The organism is Armatimonadota bacterium, assembly GCA_031432545.1.
Lineage (GTDB): Bacteria > Sysuimicrobiota > Sysuimicrobiia > Sysuimicrobiales > Sysuimicrobiaceae > Caldifonticola > Caldifonticola tengchongensis.
In genome coordinates this window covers 16091-32600 of record JAVKGX010000013.1, presented here as the reverse complement: position 1 = coordinate 32600, position 16510 = coordinate 16091, and the positions used below count along the sequence as shown (strand labels likewise).

The following is a 16510-nucleotide window of genomic DNA, read 5'->3' as shown; positions in this document are numbered from 1 at the left end:
CCACATCTACGGTGTGCCAACGGAGAGTTTGATCCTGGCTCAGGACGAACGCTGGCGGCGTGCCTCAAACATGCAAGTCGAGCGAGGGTTGTTCGGGAGCTTGCTCCCGGGTCCAACTCTAGCGGCGAACGGGTGAGTAACACGTGGGCAACCTGCCCCGAAGACGGGGATAACCTCGGGAAACCGGGGCTAATACCCGATACCCTCGCCAGGGGGCATCCCCTGGCGAAGGAAAGGGTTCCGCAAGGTTCCGCTTCGGGATGGGCCCGCGGCCTATCAGCTTGTTGGCGGGGTAACGGCCCACCAAGGCTGCGACGGGTAGCTGGCCTGAGAGGGTGGTCAGCCACACTGGGACTGAGACACGGCCCAGACTCCTACGGGAGGCAGCAGTTGGGAATCTTGGTCAATGGGCGAAAGCCTGAACCAGCGACGCCGCGTGGGGGATGAAGGCCTTCGGGTTGTAAACCCCTGTCAGGAGGGACGAAGCCCGCCCTGGCGGGTGGGTGACGGTACCTCCAGAGGAAGCCCCGGCTAACTACGTGCCAGCAGCCGCGGTAAGACGTAGGGGGCGAGCGTTGTCCGGATTTACTGGGCGTAAAGCGCGTGTAGGTGGCTCGTTAAGTGGCGTGTGAAAGCCCACGGCTCAACCGTGGGAGGTCGCGCCAAACTGGCGGGCTTGAGGGCAGCAGAGGGTGGTGGAATTCCCGGTGTAGCGGTGAAATGCGTAGATATCGGGAGGAACGCCAGTGGTGAAGACGGCCACCTGGGCTGTCCCTGACGCTGAGACGCGAAAGCTAGGGGAGCGAACGGGATTAGATACCCCGGTAGTCCTAGCCGTAAACGATGCTCACTAGGTGTTGGGGGGTCACTCCCTCGGTGCCGAAGCTAACGCATTAAGTGAGCCGCCTGGGGACTACGGCCGCAAGGCTAAAACTCAAAGGAATTGACGGGGACCCGCACAAGCGGTGGAGCATGTTGTTTAATTCGATGCAAAGCGAAGAACCTTACCAGGGCTTGACATGCCGGAAGTACCGACCCGAAAGGGAAGGGACCCGTAAAATCGGGGGCCGGCACAGGTGGTGCATGGCTGTCGTCAGCTCGTGCCGTGAGGTGTTGGGTTAAGTCCCGCAACGAGCGCAACCCCCGTCTCTAGTTGCCACCAGTTCGGCTGGGCACTCTAGAGAGACTGCCGGCGACGAGCCGGAGGAAGGTGGGGATGACGTCAAGTCATCATGCCCCTTATGCCCTGGGCGACAAACATGCTACAATGGCCGGGACAATGGGCTGCGAGCCCGCGAGGGTGAGCCAATCCCAAAAACCCGGTCCCAGTTCGGATTGCAGGCTGCAACCCGCCTGCATGAAGCTGGAATCGCTAGTAACCGCCGGTCAGCCACACGGCGGTGAATACGTTCCCGGGTCTTGTACACACCGCCCGTCACGTCATGGAAGCCGGCTCCACCCGAAGCCGGTGGCCCAACCGCAAGGAGGGAGCCGTCGAAGGTGGGGTCGGTGACTGGGACGAAGTCGTAACAAGGTAGCCGTACGGGAACGTGCGGCTGGATCACCTCCTTTCTAGGGAGAACCGACCAACCGCACCGGCCTCCTTGTGGGGTCGGACGTTCCTGCCACTATTCAGTTTCCAAGGCCGTCGTGGAGGAGGCGGAGGCACTGCCGCCTCCTCTGCGGCTGCTGGGGGAACGTGAACCTTGACAACCGCATAGCGAGAGCCAAGCCACACAAGCTCTTTCCAGCTGCTCCTGAGGGGAAACCCATCAAGCTACAAAGGGCGCACGGTGGATGCCTTGGCGTCAGGAGCCGATGAAGGACGCTGCCGGCGGCGAAAGGTCCGGGGAGCTGCCTAGCAAGCTTCGATCCGGACGTGTCCGAATGGGGAAACCCGGCGGGGGTCATGCCCCGTCACCCGCCCCTGAATCCATAGGGGGCGAGGAGGTAAGTCGGGGAACTGAAACATCTCAGTACCCGGAGGAAAAGAAATCACCGAGATTCCCTGAGTAGTGGCGAGCGAAAGGGGAACAGCCCAAACCGCGCCGGTGCCATAGCCTGCAGGCGTTGCCGGCGCGGGGTTGTAGGGTGCGATCGGACCGGGCTGCGGACCGGTCGGGGAGTTACCAATCCTCTCTCTAGACGAATCGCCCTGGAACGGCGAGCCGAAGAGGGTGACAGCCCCGTAGTCGAAAGGGGGAGGACTCCCTGGGTCGCATCCCTGAGTACCACGGGACACGAGGAACCCCGTGGGAAGCCGGGGAGACCACTCTCCAAGGCTAAATACTCCTGGCGACCGATAGCGAACGAGTACCGTGAGGGAAAGGTGAAAAGAACCCCGGGAGGGGAGTGAAACAGAACCTGAAACCGTGTGCCCACAAGCAGTCGGAGGGCTATGCCGCCTCCGGGCGGAAGAGCCTGACGGCGTGCCTATTGAAGAATGAGCCTGTGAGTTGTCGCGTGTGGCGAGCTTAAGGTGAAGAGCCGGAGGCGTAGGGAAACCGAGTCCGAACAGGGCGACCGAGTCGCACGCGGCAGACCCGAAACCGGGTGAGCTACCCATGGCCAGGGTGAAACGCGGCTAAACCCGCGTGGAGGCCCGAACCCACCGTTGTTGAAAAAACGGGGGATGAGCTGTGGGTAGGGGTGATATGCCAATCGAACCCGGAGATAGCTGGTTCTCCCCGAAATGCATTGAGGTGCAGCCCCGGTATCGAGCGTCGCGGTGGTAGAGCACTGAATGGGCTAGGGCGGCAGAAGCCGTACCGAACCCAATCAAACTCCGAATGCCGTGCCGTGCTTGCCGGGAGTGAGACGGCGGGGGATAAGCTTCGTCGTCGAGAGGGGAACAACCCAGACCGTCGGCTAAGGTCCCGAAGTCCCAGCTAAGTGGAGAAGGAAGTGGCATTGCTCAGACAGCCAGGAGGTTGGCTTAGAAGCAGCCATCCTTGAAAGAGTGCGTAACAGCTCACTGGTCGAGTGGTGCTGCGCCGAAGATATAACGGGGCTCAAGCTGGGCACCGAAGCCACGGGTCTCGCAGGAGTGTCGTCTCCTGCGGGGCGGTAGGGGAGCGTTCTGCAGTAGGGTGAAGGCGGACCGCGAGGACCGCTGGACGAGGCAGAAGTGAGAATGCAGGCATGAGTAGCGAAAAGGCGGGTGAGAATCCCGCCCCCCGTAAGCCTGAGGTTTCTTACGGAAGGTTCGTCCTCGTAAGGTTAGGCGGGAGCTAAGGTGAGGCCGAAAGGCGTAGCCGATGCACAGCCGGTCGACATTCCGGCCCCGCTTGGGGCTCGCTACGAGCCGCGGAGGGACGCAGAAGGGTAGCTCTACCGGCGATCGGTCGTGCCGGGCCAACCGCGTAGGCCGAGGCCCCAGGCAAACCCGGGACCTCAGCAAGGCCGAGACGGGAGTGCGAGCGAACTTGAAACGTTCGCGAAGTGAGTGATCCCACGCTGCCGAGAAAAGCTTCGCGGCCAGACCCCCAAGCGCCCGTACCGCAAACCGACACAGGTAGGCAGGCACTCAAGGTGCCAAGGGGCGCGAGAGAACTCTCCTCAAGGAACTCTGCAAAATGACCCCGTAACTTCGGGATAAGGGGTGCCCCGGTAGGGTGACCGCGCACAGCGGGAGCCCGAGGGGGTCGCAGACAATAGGCCCAAGCGACTGTTTAACAAAAACACAGGTCTCTGCTAAGCCGTAAGGCGATGTATAGGGGCTGACGCCTGCCCAGTGCCGGAAGGTAAAGGGGAGGGGTCAGTGCGGCCTCCGGGCCGTGCGAAGCCCTGAACCGAAGCCCCGGTGAACGGCGGCGGTAACTATAACCGTCCTAAGGTAGCGAAATTCCTTGTCGGGTAAGTTCCGACCTGCACGAATGGCGTAACGACTTGGGCGCTGTCTCGAGGAGAGACTCGGCGAAGGTGTACCACCCGTGAAGATACGGGTTTCCCGCAGCTGGACGGAAAGACCCCGTGGAGCTTTACTGCAGCCTGATATTGGATGTGGTTTTAGCGTGTATAGGATAGGTGGGAGGCTGAGAAGCCGGGGCGCCAGCCTCGGTGGAGCCGTCCTTGGAATACCACCCTCGTTGGAACTACGTCCTAACCGGGGCCCTGGATCGGGTTTCGAGACAGTGTCAGGTGGGCAGTTTGACTGGGGCGGTCGCCTCCCAAACGGTAACGGAGGCGCCCAAAGGTCCCCTCAGCACGGTTGGAAACCGTGCGGCGAGCGCAAGAGTATAAGGGGGCTTGACTGCGAGACCTACAAGTCGAGCAGGGACGAAAGTCGGGTCTAGTGATCCTACGGCGGCAAGTGGAAGCGCCGTGGCTTAACGGATAAAAGCTACCCCGGGGATAACAGGCTAATAGGGCCCAAGAGTCCACATCGACGGCCCTGTTTGGCACCTCGATGTCGGCTCATCTCATCCTGGGGGGGTAGTACCTCCCAAGGGTTGGGCTGTTCGCCCATTAAAGAGGTACGTGAGCTGGGTTCAGAACGTCGTGAGACAGTTCGGTCCCTATCCACTGCGGGCGTAGGTGACTTGAGGGGGGCTGCTCCTAGTACGAGAGGACCGGAGTGGACGCACCTCTGATGTACCGGTTGTCCCGCCAGGGGCACGCGCCGGGTAGTCATGTGCGGTTGTGATAAGCGCTGAAAGCATCTAAGCGCGAAGCACGCCCCAAGATGAGGTCACCCACCGGGCAAACCGGGTAAGACCCCAGGTAGACCACCTGGTCGATAGGCCGGGAGTGGAAGCGCGGCAACGCGTGGAGCCTACCGGTACTAATCGGTCGAGGGCTTGATGCTTCCTCTCGGGGGCAGCTGGAAGGAGCTTTTGAGGCTCTCGCATGCGGTGCGCGGCCGTGCCGCGCGATACGGTTTCGACGCTGAGGGCGGGTGCAGGTTCTAACAAGGCAACGTCCGCTGAGACTCCTCGCTCTCGGCGCCGAACAAGCACGGTGGTCGGGACGTTTCCCGGTGGCAATGCCGGAGGGGCCACACCCGTTCCCATCCCGAACACGGAAGTTAAGCCCTCCAGGGCCGATGGTACTGCGCTGGCAACGGCGTGGGAGAGTAGGTCGCCGCCGGGAGTGAACGTACAGGCGGGAGAGGCGATGCCCTCTCCCGCCTGTTGCTTTCCCACGAGTGCCTCCACAACCGCCGGCTGGTCCACCCCCTCCGGTGACCTCCAGCTTCAAGGAGTCCAGCGGCGTTTCGCGGAATCATGGGAGCAAAAGCCGTGTCGGGAGGTCTACGCATGGGCGGTCCGCTGCTGCGCGTGGAGCATCTGACGAAGATCTACCCAAGCGGAGTGCGCGCCCTGGATGACGTGTCGTTCGAGGTCGAGCGCGGCGAGTTCCTCGTGATCATCGGCCTTTCCGGATCCGGCAAGTCGACGCTGCTGCGCTGCATCAACCGCCTGATCGAACCGACATCCGGCAAGATCTACCTGGACGGCGTGGACGTCACCGCCCTGGACCGGGAGGGTGTGCGCCGGTTGCGCCGGGAAATCGGAATGATCTTCCAGCAGTTCAACCTGGTCAAGCGGCTGTCGGTCCTGCACAACGTGCTGACGGGCCGCCTGGGCTACGTCCCCCCGACCTGGGCTCTGTACAATTACTGGCCGCGCGACCTCGTCGAGAAGGCGATGGCGAATCTCGAGCGCGTGGGGATCCGCGACAAGGCGTACGTGCGCGCCGACCAGCTGTCTGGCGGACAGCAGCAGCGCGTGGGGATCGCGCGCGCGCTGATGCAGGAGCCGAAGATCATCCTGGCCGACGAGCCGGTCGCCAGCCTGGACCCTGCCACGAGTCACTCGGTGCTGCGATACGTCGAGGAGCTCAACCGCAAGGAAGGGATCACGGTGCTGTGCAGTCTGCACTTCCTCAGCCTCGCACGCCGCTACGGCACCCGCGTCATCGCGCTCAAGGAAGGCCGTATCGTGTTCCGAGGATCTCCCGGAGAGATCGACGAGCGCCGCTTCCGCGAGATCTACGGCGAAGACGCAGTCGAGGTGGAGATCGCATGAACTCCCTCTGCGGAGTGCGCCCATGAGCCTTGAGAAAGCGCAGATCGAAGCCGAAGCCCGGTTGGCCAAGCCGCCGCAATCCGTACCGACGCGGCCGGTGTGGTGGCGATCGTGGCGGACGGTCCTCCTGCTGGCGGTGACCGCTGCCGCGTTCGTGTACGGCTGGCGGGTCACCCGCATCGACCTCGGCGAGCTGTTCACGAAGGCCGGCCTGATCCGGCCCATCGTCCGAGACCTGTTGAACCCCGAGGTCCTAGAGCGCGTGCCGCGGCGGCAGGAGGTGGCGGTCTCGATATCCCTGGAGGGGCCGCCGCCCGACGAACCGGTCCGGCCCGGTCCGCGTCTGGAGGTCTCCCAACGGGAGGTCCAGATCGGTCAGCGGGTGACGCTGCGCGGGGAGGGATTTGCCCCCGACCGTCCGGGCGAGGTGATCTGGCGCGATCAGACCGGGGCACCGGCGCGGATTGGGGAGTTCCGAACGGACGGGGCGGGTCGATTCGAGCACGCGATCGAGATCCCCGACACGCTGGGGACGCGCGGGTCGATCGTCGCGGTCGTGATCCTGCCTGAGATGACCTGGCAGCCCAGTGAGACGCTGCGCTTGGTCACCGAGCGGATGATCGAGACGGTGTTTTTGGCCCTGATGGGGACGGCGATGGGCGTCGCCTTCGCGGTGCCGCTGAGCTTTCTCGGTGCGAAGAACCTGGCCCACGGCGTGGTGGGCGGGGGCGTCTACTTCGTCACTCGGACGATCATGAACATCCTGCGGTCGATCGAGCCGTTGATCCTGGCGACGGTATTCGCCGTGTGGGTCGGCATCGGACCGTTCGCGGGGGTGCTCGCGCTGGGTGTGCACTCGATCGCATCTTTGGGCAAGCTGTATTCCGAGCAGATCGAGGCGATCGACCCCGGACCGATCGAAGCGGTCGAGGCCACGGGGGCAACCCGGTTGCAGGTGATCCGCTACGCGGTCATCCCCCAGATCGTGCCGCAGTTCGTGGCGTTCACCATCTACCGCTGGGACATCAACGTCCGCATGTCCACGGTCATCGGATTCGTAGGCGGCGGGGGGATCGGATTCCTGCTGGCGCAGTTCATCAACCTCCTGCAGTGGACGCGCGCCGCCACAGCCGTCTGGGCGATCACGATCGTCGTGGCGGCCATGGACTACCTCAGCGCGAAGGTGCGCGAACGGGTCATCTGATCGTGCGCGCCGACCTGGGGCCAGATTTCCACGCGGTCGACGCCGCGGGCGTCGCGTGCATTCGAAGCCGTTTGGTCGAGGGCCTCGGGGAGGTCCGGCACGCTTTCACGACGCGCAGGGGTGACGGCGACGATCCCCTAGCGGATCCGGCCCGGCGCCGGCGGGTGCTGCGGGGGCTGGGGTTCGCTCCCGAGCGCGTCGTCCAGATCATGCAGGTCCACGGTGCGGCCGTCGTCGAGGCCCGCGCGGCGGACGCCGGGTCGAAGCTCGGGCCGGCCGACGCGGTCGTCACGGCAGAAGCGGACGTCCCGCTGAGCGTACACACCGCGGACTGCGTGCCCCTGCTGCTTGTGGATCCCAATGCCGGTGTCGTCGGCGCCGTACACGCGGGGTGGCGCGGATTGGGCGCGGGCGTGGTGGGTGCTGCGGTGGGTGCGATGGAACGTCGGGGCGCGCGGGCGTCCCGGGTGGTCTGTGCGATCGGACCGTCGATCGGACCGTGCTGCTATGAGGTCGACGCGCCAGTACGGCGGGCGCTGGGGGCCTGGGCGCACGCGCTTTGGCCGGGCCGTGCGGGTCACTGGATGGCGGATCTGCGCGCCGTCGCCGTCGCGCAACTCCGCCAGGCGGGTGTGCCTGCCGAGCGTATCGCGGTGTGCCCCGCCTGCACCGCCTGTCACCCGGAGTGGTTCTTTTCCTACAGGCGAGACGGCCGTACCGGGCGGATGGAGGCGCTGATCGCCCTGCGGCGAGCGAACGGGAATGGCGCGTCCTGAGGGGGAACTCACGACCCTGGACCGCCAGCGACTGAGCGCGGACCGGATTCGCGCCAGGGTATCGTCCGTGTGTGGCCGCATCGCGGCCGCGTGCCATCGCGCCGGCCGCGAACCGTCCGAGGTCCGCCTGGTGGGCGTGACCAAGGGCTTTGGCCCGGAGGTGGCGGCCGCGGCGGTGGCAGCGGGCGTGCGCGACCTGGGCGAGAACCGCGTGCAGGAAGCCCGCGACAAGATCCCGGCGGTGGATGCGCTGCTGGGGCGCGCTGAGGTGCCAGGACAGCGATCGCCCAACCCGGACGTCCGTCCGGTCTGGCACCTGGTCGGTCACCTCCAGCGCAACAAGGCGCATCACGCGGTGACGCTGTTCGACTGGATCCACTCGGTGGACTCGCTGCCGCTGGGCCACGAGATCGCGCGGCGGGCTGTCGCGGCCGGCCGGCAGGTGAACGTCCTGCTGCAGGTGAACGTCGCCGCAGAACCGCAAAAGCACGGCGCCCGGCCGGAGGAGGCGTCGGCGCTGGCCGACGCCCTGACCGGACTTGCGGGCCTGCGGTTGCGTGGCCTCATGACCATCGCCCCAATGGCGGCCGACCCGGAGCAAGTGCGCTGGGTGTTTCAGGAGCTGAGAGAGCTGCGTGATAGAATACGGGCGGAGCGGGGCATCCCGCTCGACGAACTGTCGATGGGGATGACGGACGACTTCGAGGTCGCGGTGGAAGAGGGCGCGACGATGGTGCGGATCGGCCGCGCTCTGTTCGGCGACGTTCATCCGAGCCCTCTCCCGGAAGGAGGGAACGGGCGTCCGTAACCTTGGGGCAGCCGTCCTTGGACTCACGGGCGAATCGGACACCCGCGCTGGGCGCGGGGACCCGCCACGCAGGATGGAACGCAGCACCAGCTCCGGCGGTGGCAGCCGGGGCGGCACGCAGTACCGAACGCACCGGGGGTGATACCGTGGGAGCCATTCAGCGCCTGATGGGCTTGCTGGGTTTCGACGAGGAAGAGGAGCCCTACGAGGAGTTGAGTCAGGACGACGAGCCGCGAAGGCGGGCGCCGATCCTGCGCCTGCACAGCCCCAGGCAGCAGGACATCGTCGTCGTGCAGCCGCGGACCTTCGACGACGCGCGCAGCGCCGCGGAGTACCTAAAGGGACGGCGTCCGATCGTCGTTAACCTGCGCGAGGCGGATCGGGACGTCGCGCAGCGGATCGTCGACTTCCTGTGCGGTGTCGACTACGCGGTGGACGGTCACCTGCAGCGGATCGCCGAGGAGATCTTCCTGTTCACGCCCAGCAACATCGTCATCACCTCGGAATCGGCCCGACCGGCGCGCCGGGACGAGACGGTCTTTCCGATCTCGTGACCGTCCCCCAGGAGGGCAGCCCGGCGTGCGTCGGGCCGGCGTGAGATCTGCGGGCGTCGAGATGACGGTGCGCAGCATCGCCTGGCAGGACGACGCGGTCCAACTCCTGGACCAGACGGTCCTGCCGCACGAGGTACGCGTCCTGAGGCTGGGCGACTGGCGCCAGGTCGTGGACGCGATCGCGGCGATGCGGATCCGGGGTGCACCCGCGATCGGTGCGGCGGGCGCCTACGCCGTGGCGCTGGCCGCGCGGGAAGCCCTGTCGCAACCAGACTCCTTTGTCCAGAGCCTGCGCGAGGCCGCCTCGCGCATTCGCGCCGCCCGGCCGACCGCGGTCAACCTGGCCTGGGCCGTGGATCGCGTGATGGCCCTCGTCGACGAAGGGACCAACCCCGCGGTCGTGGCCGACCGGCTCCTGCAGGAAGCGCACCGAATCGCCGAAGAGGACGCCGAGGCGAATCGGCGGCTGGCAGCGATCGGGGCTGAGCGCATCCGCAGGGGTGAGCGCATCCTCACGATCTGCAACACCGGGACTCTGGCGACGGTCGACGTCGGGACCGCTATCGGTATCCTCCGGTCGGCGCACGAAGCGGGCAAGGGCATCCACGTCTTCGCATGCGAGACGCGGCCGTTCCTGCAGGGTAGCCGGCTGACGGCCTGGGAGTTGCTGGCGCACGGCATCCCGTTCCACCTCATCACGGACGGTGCGGCGGGGTGGTTGATGGCGCGAGGGTTCGTGGACCGAGTGATCACCGGTGCCGACCGGGTCGCCGCCAACGGGGACGTGGCCAACAAGATCGGCACGTACACCCTGGCGGTGCTCGCACGGCACCACGGGATCCCCTTCTGGGTCGCGGCGCCGCTGTCCACCGTGGACCCGCATACCCGCAGCGGCGAGGCGATCCCGATCGAGGAGCGGGACCCCAAGGAGGTGACCCACTTCCACGGCACACCTGTGGCCCCCGAAGGGACACCCGCCCTCAACTACGCGTTCGACGTCACGCCGGCCGAGCTGATCTCCGCGATCGTCACCGAGGCCGGGATCGCCGAACCGCCCTACGACCGTTCCCTGCGCGGGCTGCTGGAGGGCGGGGGCCGTCTGCGGCGCGCTCGGAGTGAGGGGTCGGCGTGAAGAGCGCCCACAACCCCCGCGTCCTCGTCTGGATGGTGGCGTTCGCGCTTGCGTGGGTCGTCCTGGTCGCCTACAGCGTGCGCAGCCACGACATCCGATGGCTCCAGATCACCTTCCTCGTCTACTCGGTGTACGGGATCGGCATGCAGGTGCTGGGCGTGTTGGCGCGCGGCCGCACCCGCAGCGTACCGGTGCCGGTCCGGCTCCCGTTCGTCAGCGTGCTGATCCCCGCGCGTAACGAGGCGCGGGTGATCGCAGACAGCGTCCGATCCGCGTGTGCGATGCGCTATCACGATCGCGAGGGGCAGCCCCGCTTCGAGGTCATCGTGCTCGACGACCGCTCCGGCGATGGCACCGGTGACGTCGTGCGCCGCTTGGCCCCCGCCCTGCCGGTGCCGGTGCGGGTCGTCCGTCTGGCGGCCGATGACGCCCACGGCAAGGCCGCGGTGCTCAACGTGGGCGCCCACGCCGCGCAGGGAGACGTCCTCGCGGTCCTCGATGCCGATTCCCGGGCTGACCCCGAGTTTCTGCTGCGGGCGGTGGCGTGCCTGCTGGAACCAGGGGTGGCCGCCGTGCAGGGCCGCAGGCTGTGCCAGCACCGTGCGGAGACGCTGGCCGCGCGAGGGCAGGAGCACGAGTTCTCCGTGTTCCAGACCGTCATGCAGCGCGCCCGCGATCGGTTTGGCGCGCACGTCCTGCTCAACGGGAACGGCCTTGCGGTGAACCGGCGCGCGCTGGAGGCGGTCGGCGGCTGGAACCCGTCGGCTTTGACCGAAGACATCGACCTCGCCATCCGGTTTCAGGTCGTCGGGTGGAAGGTCCGGTACTGCGAGGAGGCGGTCGTCTGGGAGGAGTCCGTGCCGGATTGGCCGGGTCTCGTGCGGCAACGCACGCGGTGGGCGGAGGGGGTGCTGCGGGCGCTCGTCGAGCACCTGGGAGCGATCGTCTCGGGCCGGATGACCGCATTCCAGAAGACGGACATGCTGTTCTTCCTGACGGGGTCGATGGTGGTCCCGGCCGCCATCTTCGCCAGCAACGTCTACGGCGCCGTGGTGTTGCTGCGCGGTGTCCTGGAACCGTTGTACCTGCTGCCGATGGGACGCTCCCTGCCGCCGGAGCTGACGGCCGGTGCGTTCGGCGCCTTCAGCGCCGCGCTGCTGCTATCGGCCGCCTCGCAGGGCGGCTGGAATCCGTTGCGGGCACTGAGGGTGGTCGTCACCTACCTCCTGTTCACCGCCCACCAGTTGGTGGCGACGCCGTGGGCGGTGGCGCGCTACGTCCGCAGCATCGTGACCGGTCAGGTGGAGTGGTTGAAGACCGACCACGGGATGCCGGCTCCGGCGCTGGATCCCGTCACCCCGGTCGTCGACGGCGCCGGGTGGGGGGAGAAGGATGCCCGCGTGCATGAGCGGCTGGCGATGAGCTCACTGCACCGGACAATGCCGTAGGCAACAGCGACGTTGCGGGGCAAAAAACCAGCGGGCCGCTCGCTCCGAGTCAGACCGGGGCCACCCCTTGCGGGGCGCCTCCTTCCGTCTCGGTGCCGCGTTCCCGCCGGCGACATCCACGCTAGCAGCAAATCGACGGCTGCGCAATCCGGAAAATCTGCACGCCATCGATCTGTTCCCCCGCTGTGGGGTGTGGGGACTGTGTGGAAGGCCCTCTGCGCGACGGACCTGCCGAAGGTGCCTTGCCGGCTGTGGTATACTGTGGGTTGCGACGCGGGGTGGAGCAGCCAGGTAGCTCGTCGGGCTCATAACCCGAAGGTCGCAGGTTCAAATCCTGCCCCCGCTACCAGGTCCGGTTGGGGGCCCCGGCGATGGCCGGGGCTCCCGCTGCGTTTTGGGCAGACCCGGCCGCACGGGCTCCGTTACCGCGCCGTGACGTAGACCCTTCACCCTTTGGGCAGATCCCATCCCCTACTCGGGAGGCTTCACCGATGCGAAGGAGCTGGATCGTGCTCACGCTGGTCGCGCTGCTGGCGATCCTGGCGGCGGCCGGAGCGCAGGTCGGTGCGCAGCAGGAGGTCACGTTCGTGGCGCACCTGTGGGGACGCGAGGTCGTGCCGACGAACCCCACACGGGCAACGGGCGTCGCGACGTTCGTGGTCAGCGCCGACGGTAACAGCATCCGCTACGAGCTGACCGTTAACAACCTCAACAACGTGCAGATGGGCCACATCCACCTGGCGGCACCCGGGGCGAACGGGCCCATCGTGGTCTGGCTGTACCCGCCGGCCCCGCCCCCGGTGCTGAGGCCGGGCGTCTTTAGCGGTCAGCTCGCCGGTGGCACGATCACGGCCGCCAACCTGATGGGGCCGTTGCAGGGGCAACCGCTGAGCGCCCTCATCACGCAGATGCGCAACATGAACACCTACGTGAACCTGCACACGACCGCGTTCCCGGCGGGGGAGATCCGAGGCCAGATCCTGCTCCGTTAGCGGTCGGCGAGAGGTCGGTGCGGGTGGGATAGGTCGGCGCGGGCCGTCTTGCGTGCCCGCCCGCGCCGCTACCACCCGAACAGCAGCACGAAGTACACCGCCAGCATCACCAGCGCGAGAGGCACCCCGGTGCGTGCCCACTCGCGGCTGCCGATTCGCAGGCGCCCTGAGGCGATGATGTTGGGGATGTTGCCGGGCACCAGCGCCCCCCCGCTGATCAGCAGCGCGATCAGGACGCTGCGGAGCTGATCGGCGTTCATCCGAGGGCTGACCTCGGCAGCCGTGAGCGTAGCGTTGTCGAGGACGGCCGACACCGTGTTCACCCAGTACAACAGCCTGGGGTCGAGCGGAACGACGAACCGGTTGACGACCGGTTCGAATCCGGCGCCCAGCAGGGTGAGGCCGGCCACGAAGACGTAGACCCGGGCGGCCCGCTCGGCCACGCCGCGGTACGTCTCCAGCTGCGTCGGGCCGGCCAGCGTCTCGCCCTCGTAGCGCAGGGGTTGGACGGCTCCCCACACGCCCAGCGCCAGGATCGCCGGGACCAGCCACGGCCCCAGCAGGCGCCCCAGGAACCAGAAGTCGGCCCGCAGCTTACCCGTGGCGATCGTGGCCAGCGGCTCTCCGATGGGGGTCAGGGCCGCCCCCAAGCCGATCGCCATGCACGCGATCACGACGATCCGTGTCTCGTCCTGCCGGCGAAAGCTCATCGCGCTGATGACCTCGACGAGCACGAGCGAGGCGATGATCGCGGTGATGACGCTGCTGAGCAGCCCCAGGACGACGATCAGGATAGCGATGACCGCCTTCATCGGCAGCAGCAGGCGCAGCCGTACGACCGCGTCGTCGATCCGGTCACGGAAGGACTTGAAGAGCAACCCCGCCACCAGCACCGCCAGGGTGATGGGCACGGGGTGCGTGAGGGCCTCGCGCAGCAGCGGCTGCCGCAAGACGCCGGATGCCGCCGCCGCCAGAACCCCCATGACGAACAGGAAGATCTCCAGGTTGTACTCGATGCGGTGCGACAGAAGAGGGAGGACCAGGACCAGGAGCAGGATGGTTGCCGCAGCGACGAGTTCGATGGTTGCGTCCACAAAACCTTTAGAGTTCATGGCTCGGACCGCGATCCCCTTCTCCGCTGTAAAAGTTTCCGCCCGCTACGCCCGGCCGGCGGACGGCGTCAAAATGGGAATCGGGATGGTCACGCTGGCGTTCGTCGGCGATGTGATGCTGGGCCGGGGGGTGAACGAGCAGATCGGACGGCACCCCCCCGAATGGTTTTGGGGAGACGTCCTACCGGTACTTCGGTCGGCGGGCGCGGTGTTCGCCAACCTCGAGTGCGCGATCACCCGCCACCGCCGACCCTGGACGCGGACGCCTAAGGTCTTCCACTTCCGGGCCAACCCACAAGCCGTGGACGTCCTCCGCGCGGCGAACGTCCGATTCGTGAGCCTGGCCAACAACCACGTCTTGGACTTCGAAGAGGAAGGGCTGCTGGATACGCTGCGCCATCTCGATGAGGCGGGCATCGCGCATGCCGGTGCCGGCCGGGACGAAGAGGAAGCCGCCGCTGCCGCTTTCGTGGAGGTGGCGGGGCTGCGATGTGCGGTGCTCGCAGCCACGGACAACGAGCCGCCCTTCGCGGCCGGGCCGTGCCGCCCCGGCACGCACTATCTCGACATCGAGCGGGACCCTCAGGCCGCAGGGCGCATCGGGTACCGGGTGAGGGCGCTGCGGGAGGCGGGGGCGTTCCCGATCGTCCTGTCTCTGCACTGGGGCCCGAACATGACCACCGCCCCGCCGCGGGCGTTCCGGAGGTTCGCGCGCGCGGCCGTGGACGGGGGCGTCGAGATGATCTATGGCCACTCCGCGCACGTGTTTCACGGAGTGGAGGTGTATGGCGGCGGCCTGATCCTCTACGACACTGGTGACTTCCTGGACGACTACGCGGTGGATCCACACCTGCGGAATGACTGGTCGTTCGTGTTCCTCGTGGACGTCCATCCCCTGCAGGGATTGCAGCGCATGCGGATGGTGCCCGTCCAGCTCGAGTTCGCACGTGTCGCCCTGGCCCGCGGACCGACCTTCGAGGCGATCTGCGCACGCATGGCAGCCCGGTGCGCGGCCCTCGGCACGCAGGTCCGCCGTGTGGCCGAAGGGCTGGAGGTCTATATTGAAGGGGCGGTCGCGGTGTGAGCCGCAACACGGTCTGGGAGGTGTCCCTGTGGCACGGCGACTCCGAAAGAGCGGGACCAACCGGTTGCTGTTGGGCGTGGCCGGCGGTTTGGGGGAGTACTTCAACGTCGACCCGCTGGTGTTCCGCGTCGTGTTCATCCTGCTCGCCTTCGGCAGCGGCGCGGGGATTCTGCTCTATCTGCTGCTGGCGGCCCTCATGCCCAGGGCGGAGTCTGTCGCCTCAGCTTCGCTGGAGGCGCTGAAGGACAACATCGCCACGGCGCCGCGGGAACTGACCGATGCAGGACGGCGCGTGATCCGTCTGTTGCGCGGCATCCAGACGTCCTCGGACCGTGACGGGTCCGCGTCGGAACACGAGCGCGCTCGTGACGACGAGAGCACCCCCACGGGCGGCGGGACGTAGGGTTCCTGCCGCGGTGTCTACACAGGTTCGTCGGACGAAGATGACGAGTGAGCAACAGGCCGCCCGCGTCACGGTGCGCGCCGCCATGGTTTCGGTGGTCACCGGTGTGGGGCTGCTCGGGCTCAAGGGGATAGCCTACGCCGTCACGGGATCGGCGGCGATCCTGTCGGATGCGGCGGAGTCGGTGGTGAACGTCGTCGCCGCCAACGTCGCCCTCGTCGGCCTAGCCGTGGCCGCTCGGCCGCCGGACGACCTCCACCAGTACGGTCACGGCAAGGCAGAGCACCTCAGCGGTGCGACCGAGGGCGCCATGATCATGGTCGCCGGAGCCCTGGTGACCGTGTACGCGGCACGCCGGCTCCTTCGGCCCACACCCCTGGACCATGTGCCGCTCGGCCTCCTGCTCGTGGCCGTCGCAGCGGCCGCCAACCTGCTCGCGGCTCGCTTCCTGCAGCACGTGGCCCGCGAACATCGATCGCCCGCACTGGCGGCCGACGCGCAACACCTCTACGCGGACGTGGCAACCTCTGTGGCCGTGCTCGCCGGCGTGGGGCTGCAGCATGCGACGGGACAGCTGTGGCTCGATCCCCTGATCGGCGGCTTGCTGGGTCTGTACATCGTCGCGATGGGATGGCGCGTATACCGAGACGCACTCCAGGGGCTGATGGACATCCGCCTCCCTGAGACGGAGGAGCGCACGATCCGAGCGGTCTTCGACGCACACCGCGATTCGTTCGTAGACTACCATGCGTTGAGGACGCGGCGAGCCGGTCGCGATCGGTTCGTGGACGTCCACCTGGTGGTGCACCGGACGGTGTCCGTCGGCACAGCACACGACTTGGCGGACCGCCTGGAATCGCACATCCGGGAGACCCTACCCGGCAGCGACGTCACCATCCACGTCGAGCCCTGCGAACCCGACTGCGCCCGATGCAACGGGCAGACCGCGCGCCGCCCCTGACATCCAT

Annotated in this window: 12 protein-coding genes, 1 tRNA gene and 3 rRNA genes; 15 read left to right on the top strand and 1 reads right to left on the bottom strand. The window is 66.9% G+C overall.

All coding sequences use genetic code 11. The annotated features are described in order from the left end of the window. Nucleotides 1-16 precede the first annotated feature (16 nt). The 12 genes from QN163_09980 to QN163_09925 all read left to right on the top strand — a co-directional run bounded on the left by QN163_09980 (nt 17) and on the right by QN163_09925 (nt 12943). Nucleotides 17-1572: ribosomal RNA gene (locus QN163_09980) — 16S ribosomal RNA — on the top strand. 198 nt (nt 1573-1770) lie between these two features. Then, nucleotides 1771-4807 (top strand): 23S ribosomal RNA (locus tag QN163_09975). 167 nt (nt 4808-4974) lie between these two features. After that, nucleotides 4975-5091 (top strand): 5S ribosomal RNA (gene rrf / locus QN163_09970). The 16S, 23S and 5S rRNA genes sit together here, the layout of an rRNA operon. A gap of 167 nt (nt 5092-5258) precedes the next feature. Next, entirely contained in the window at nt 5259-6029 is a 771-nt protein-coding gene (phnC, locus tag QN163_09965) for a phosphonate ABC transporter ATP-binding protein (protein ID MDR5684333.1), read from the top strand. Nucleotides 6030-6051: 22 nt separating this feature from the next. Continuing rightward, nucleotides 6052-7233, top strand: coding sequence for a phosphonate ABC transporter, permease protein PhnE (gene phnE, locus QN163_09960; GenBank protein ID MDR5684332.1), 1182 nt, complete (start codon nt 6052-6054; stop codon nt 7231-7233). A 2-nt stretch (nt 7234-7235) separates the two neighbouring features. Beyond that, on the top strand, nt 7236-8009 hold the full coding sequence (pgeF, locus tag QN163_09955) for a peptidoglycan editing factor PgeF (protein ID MDR5684331.1): 774 nt from the start codon (nt 7236-7238) through the stop codon (nt 8007-8009). Next, the gene (locus tag QN163_09950) at nt 7996-8817 is read left to right on the top strand and encodes a YggS family pyridoxal phosphate-dependent enzyme (GenBank protein MDR5684330.1); all 822 of its coding nucleotides are present in this window, start codon (nt 7996-7998) and stop codon (nt 8815-8817) included. The genes pgeF and QN163_09950 overlap by 14 nt, the downstream gene beginning before the upstream one ends. A gap of 146 nt (nt 8818-8963) precedes the next feature. Beyond that, nucleotides 8964-9371 (top strand): cell division protein SepF, encoded by a 408-nt coding sequence (gene sepF, locus QN163_09945; GenBank protein MDR5684329.1) that lies wholly within the window; start codon nt 8964-8966, stop codon nt 9369-9371. Nucleotides 9372-9438: 67 nt separating this feature from the next. After that, a complete protein-coding gene (gene mtnA, locus QN163_09940; protein MDR5684328.1) occupies nt 9439-10503 on the top strand; it encodes an S-methyl-5-thioribose-1-phosphate isomerase in 1065 nt (354 codons plus the stop codon). After that, on the top strand, nt 10500-11951 hold the full coding sequence (locus QN163_09935) for a glycosyltransferase family 2 protein (protein MDR5684327.1): 1452 nt from the start codon (nt 10500-10502) through the stop codon (nt 11949-11951). The genes mtnA and QN163_09935 overlap by 4 nt, the downstream gene beginning before the upstream one ends. A 272-nt stretch (nt 11952-12223) precedes the next feature. Continuing rightward, nucleotides 12224-12300 (top strand) — tRNA-Met (locus tag QN163_09930). Nucleotides 12301-12442: 142 nt separating this feature from the next. Then, on the top strand, nt 12443-12943 hold the full coding sequence (locus tag QN163_09925) for a CHRD domain-containing protein (GenBank protein MDR5684326.1): 501 nt from the start codon (nt 12443-12445) through the stop codon (nt 12941-12943). A gap of 68 nt (nt 12944-13011) precedes the next feature. Here the strand turns inward: QN163_09925 and QN163_09920 are convergent, their stop codons facing one another. Beyond that, a complete protein-coding gene (locus QN163_09920) occupies nt 13012-14055 on the bottom strand; it encodes a DUF1646 family protein (protein ID MDR5684325.1) in 1044 nt (347 codons plus the stop codon). Between the two features lie 73 nt (nt 14056-14128). Between QN163_09920 and QN163_09915 the strand changes: the two genes are divergently transcribed. From QN163_09915 to QN163_09905, 3 genes are read left to right on the top strand one after another with little or no spacing between them, the layout of a single operon-like run. Beyond that, complete coding sequence (locus QN163_09915; protein MDR5684324.1) at nt 14129-15139, top strand: CapA family protein; 1011 nt, start codon at nt 14129-14131, stop codon at nt 15137-15139. A gap of 28 nt (nt 15140-15167) precedes the next feature. Continuing rightward, the gene (locus QN163_09910; protein MDR5684323.1) at nt 15168-15542 is read left to right on the top strand and encodes a PspC domain-containing protein; all 375 of its coding nucleotides are present in this window, start codon (nt 15168-15170) and stop codon (nt 15540-15542) included. Between the two features lie 40 nt (nt 15543-15582). Next, complete coding sequence (locus tag QN163_09905) at nt 15583-16503, top strand: cation diffusion facilitator family transporter (GenBank protein MDR5684322.1); 921 nt, start codon at nt 15583-15585, stop codon at nt 16501-16503. Nucleotides 16504-16510 lie beyond the last annotated feature (7 nt).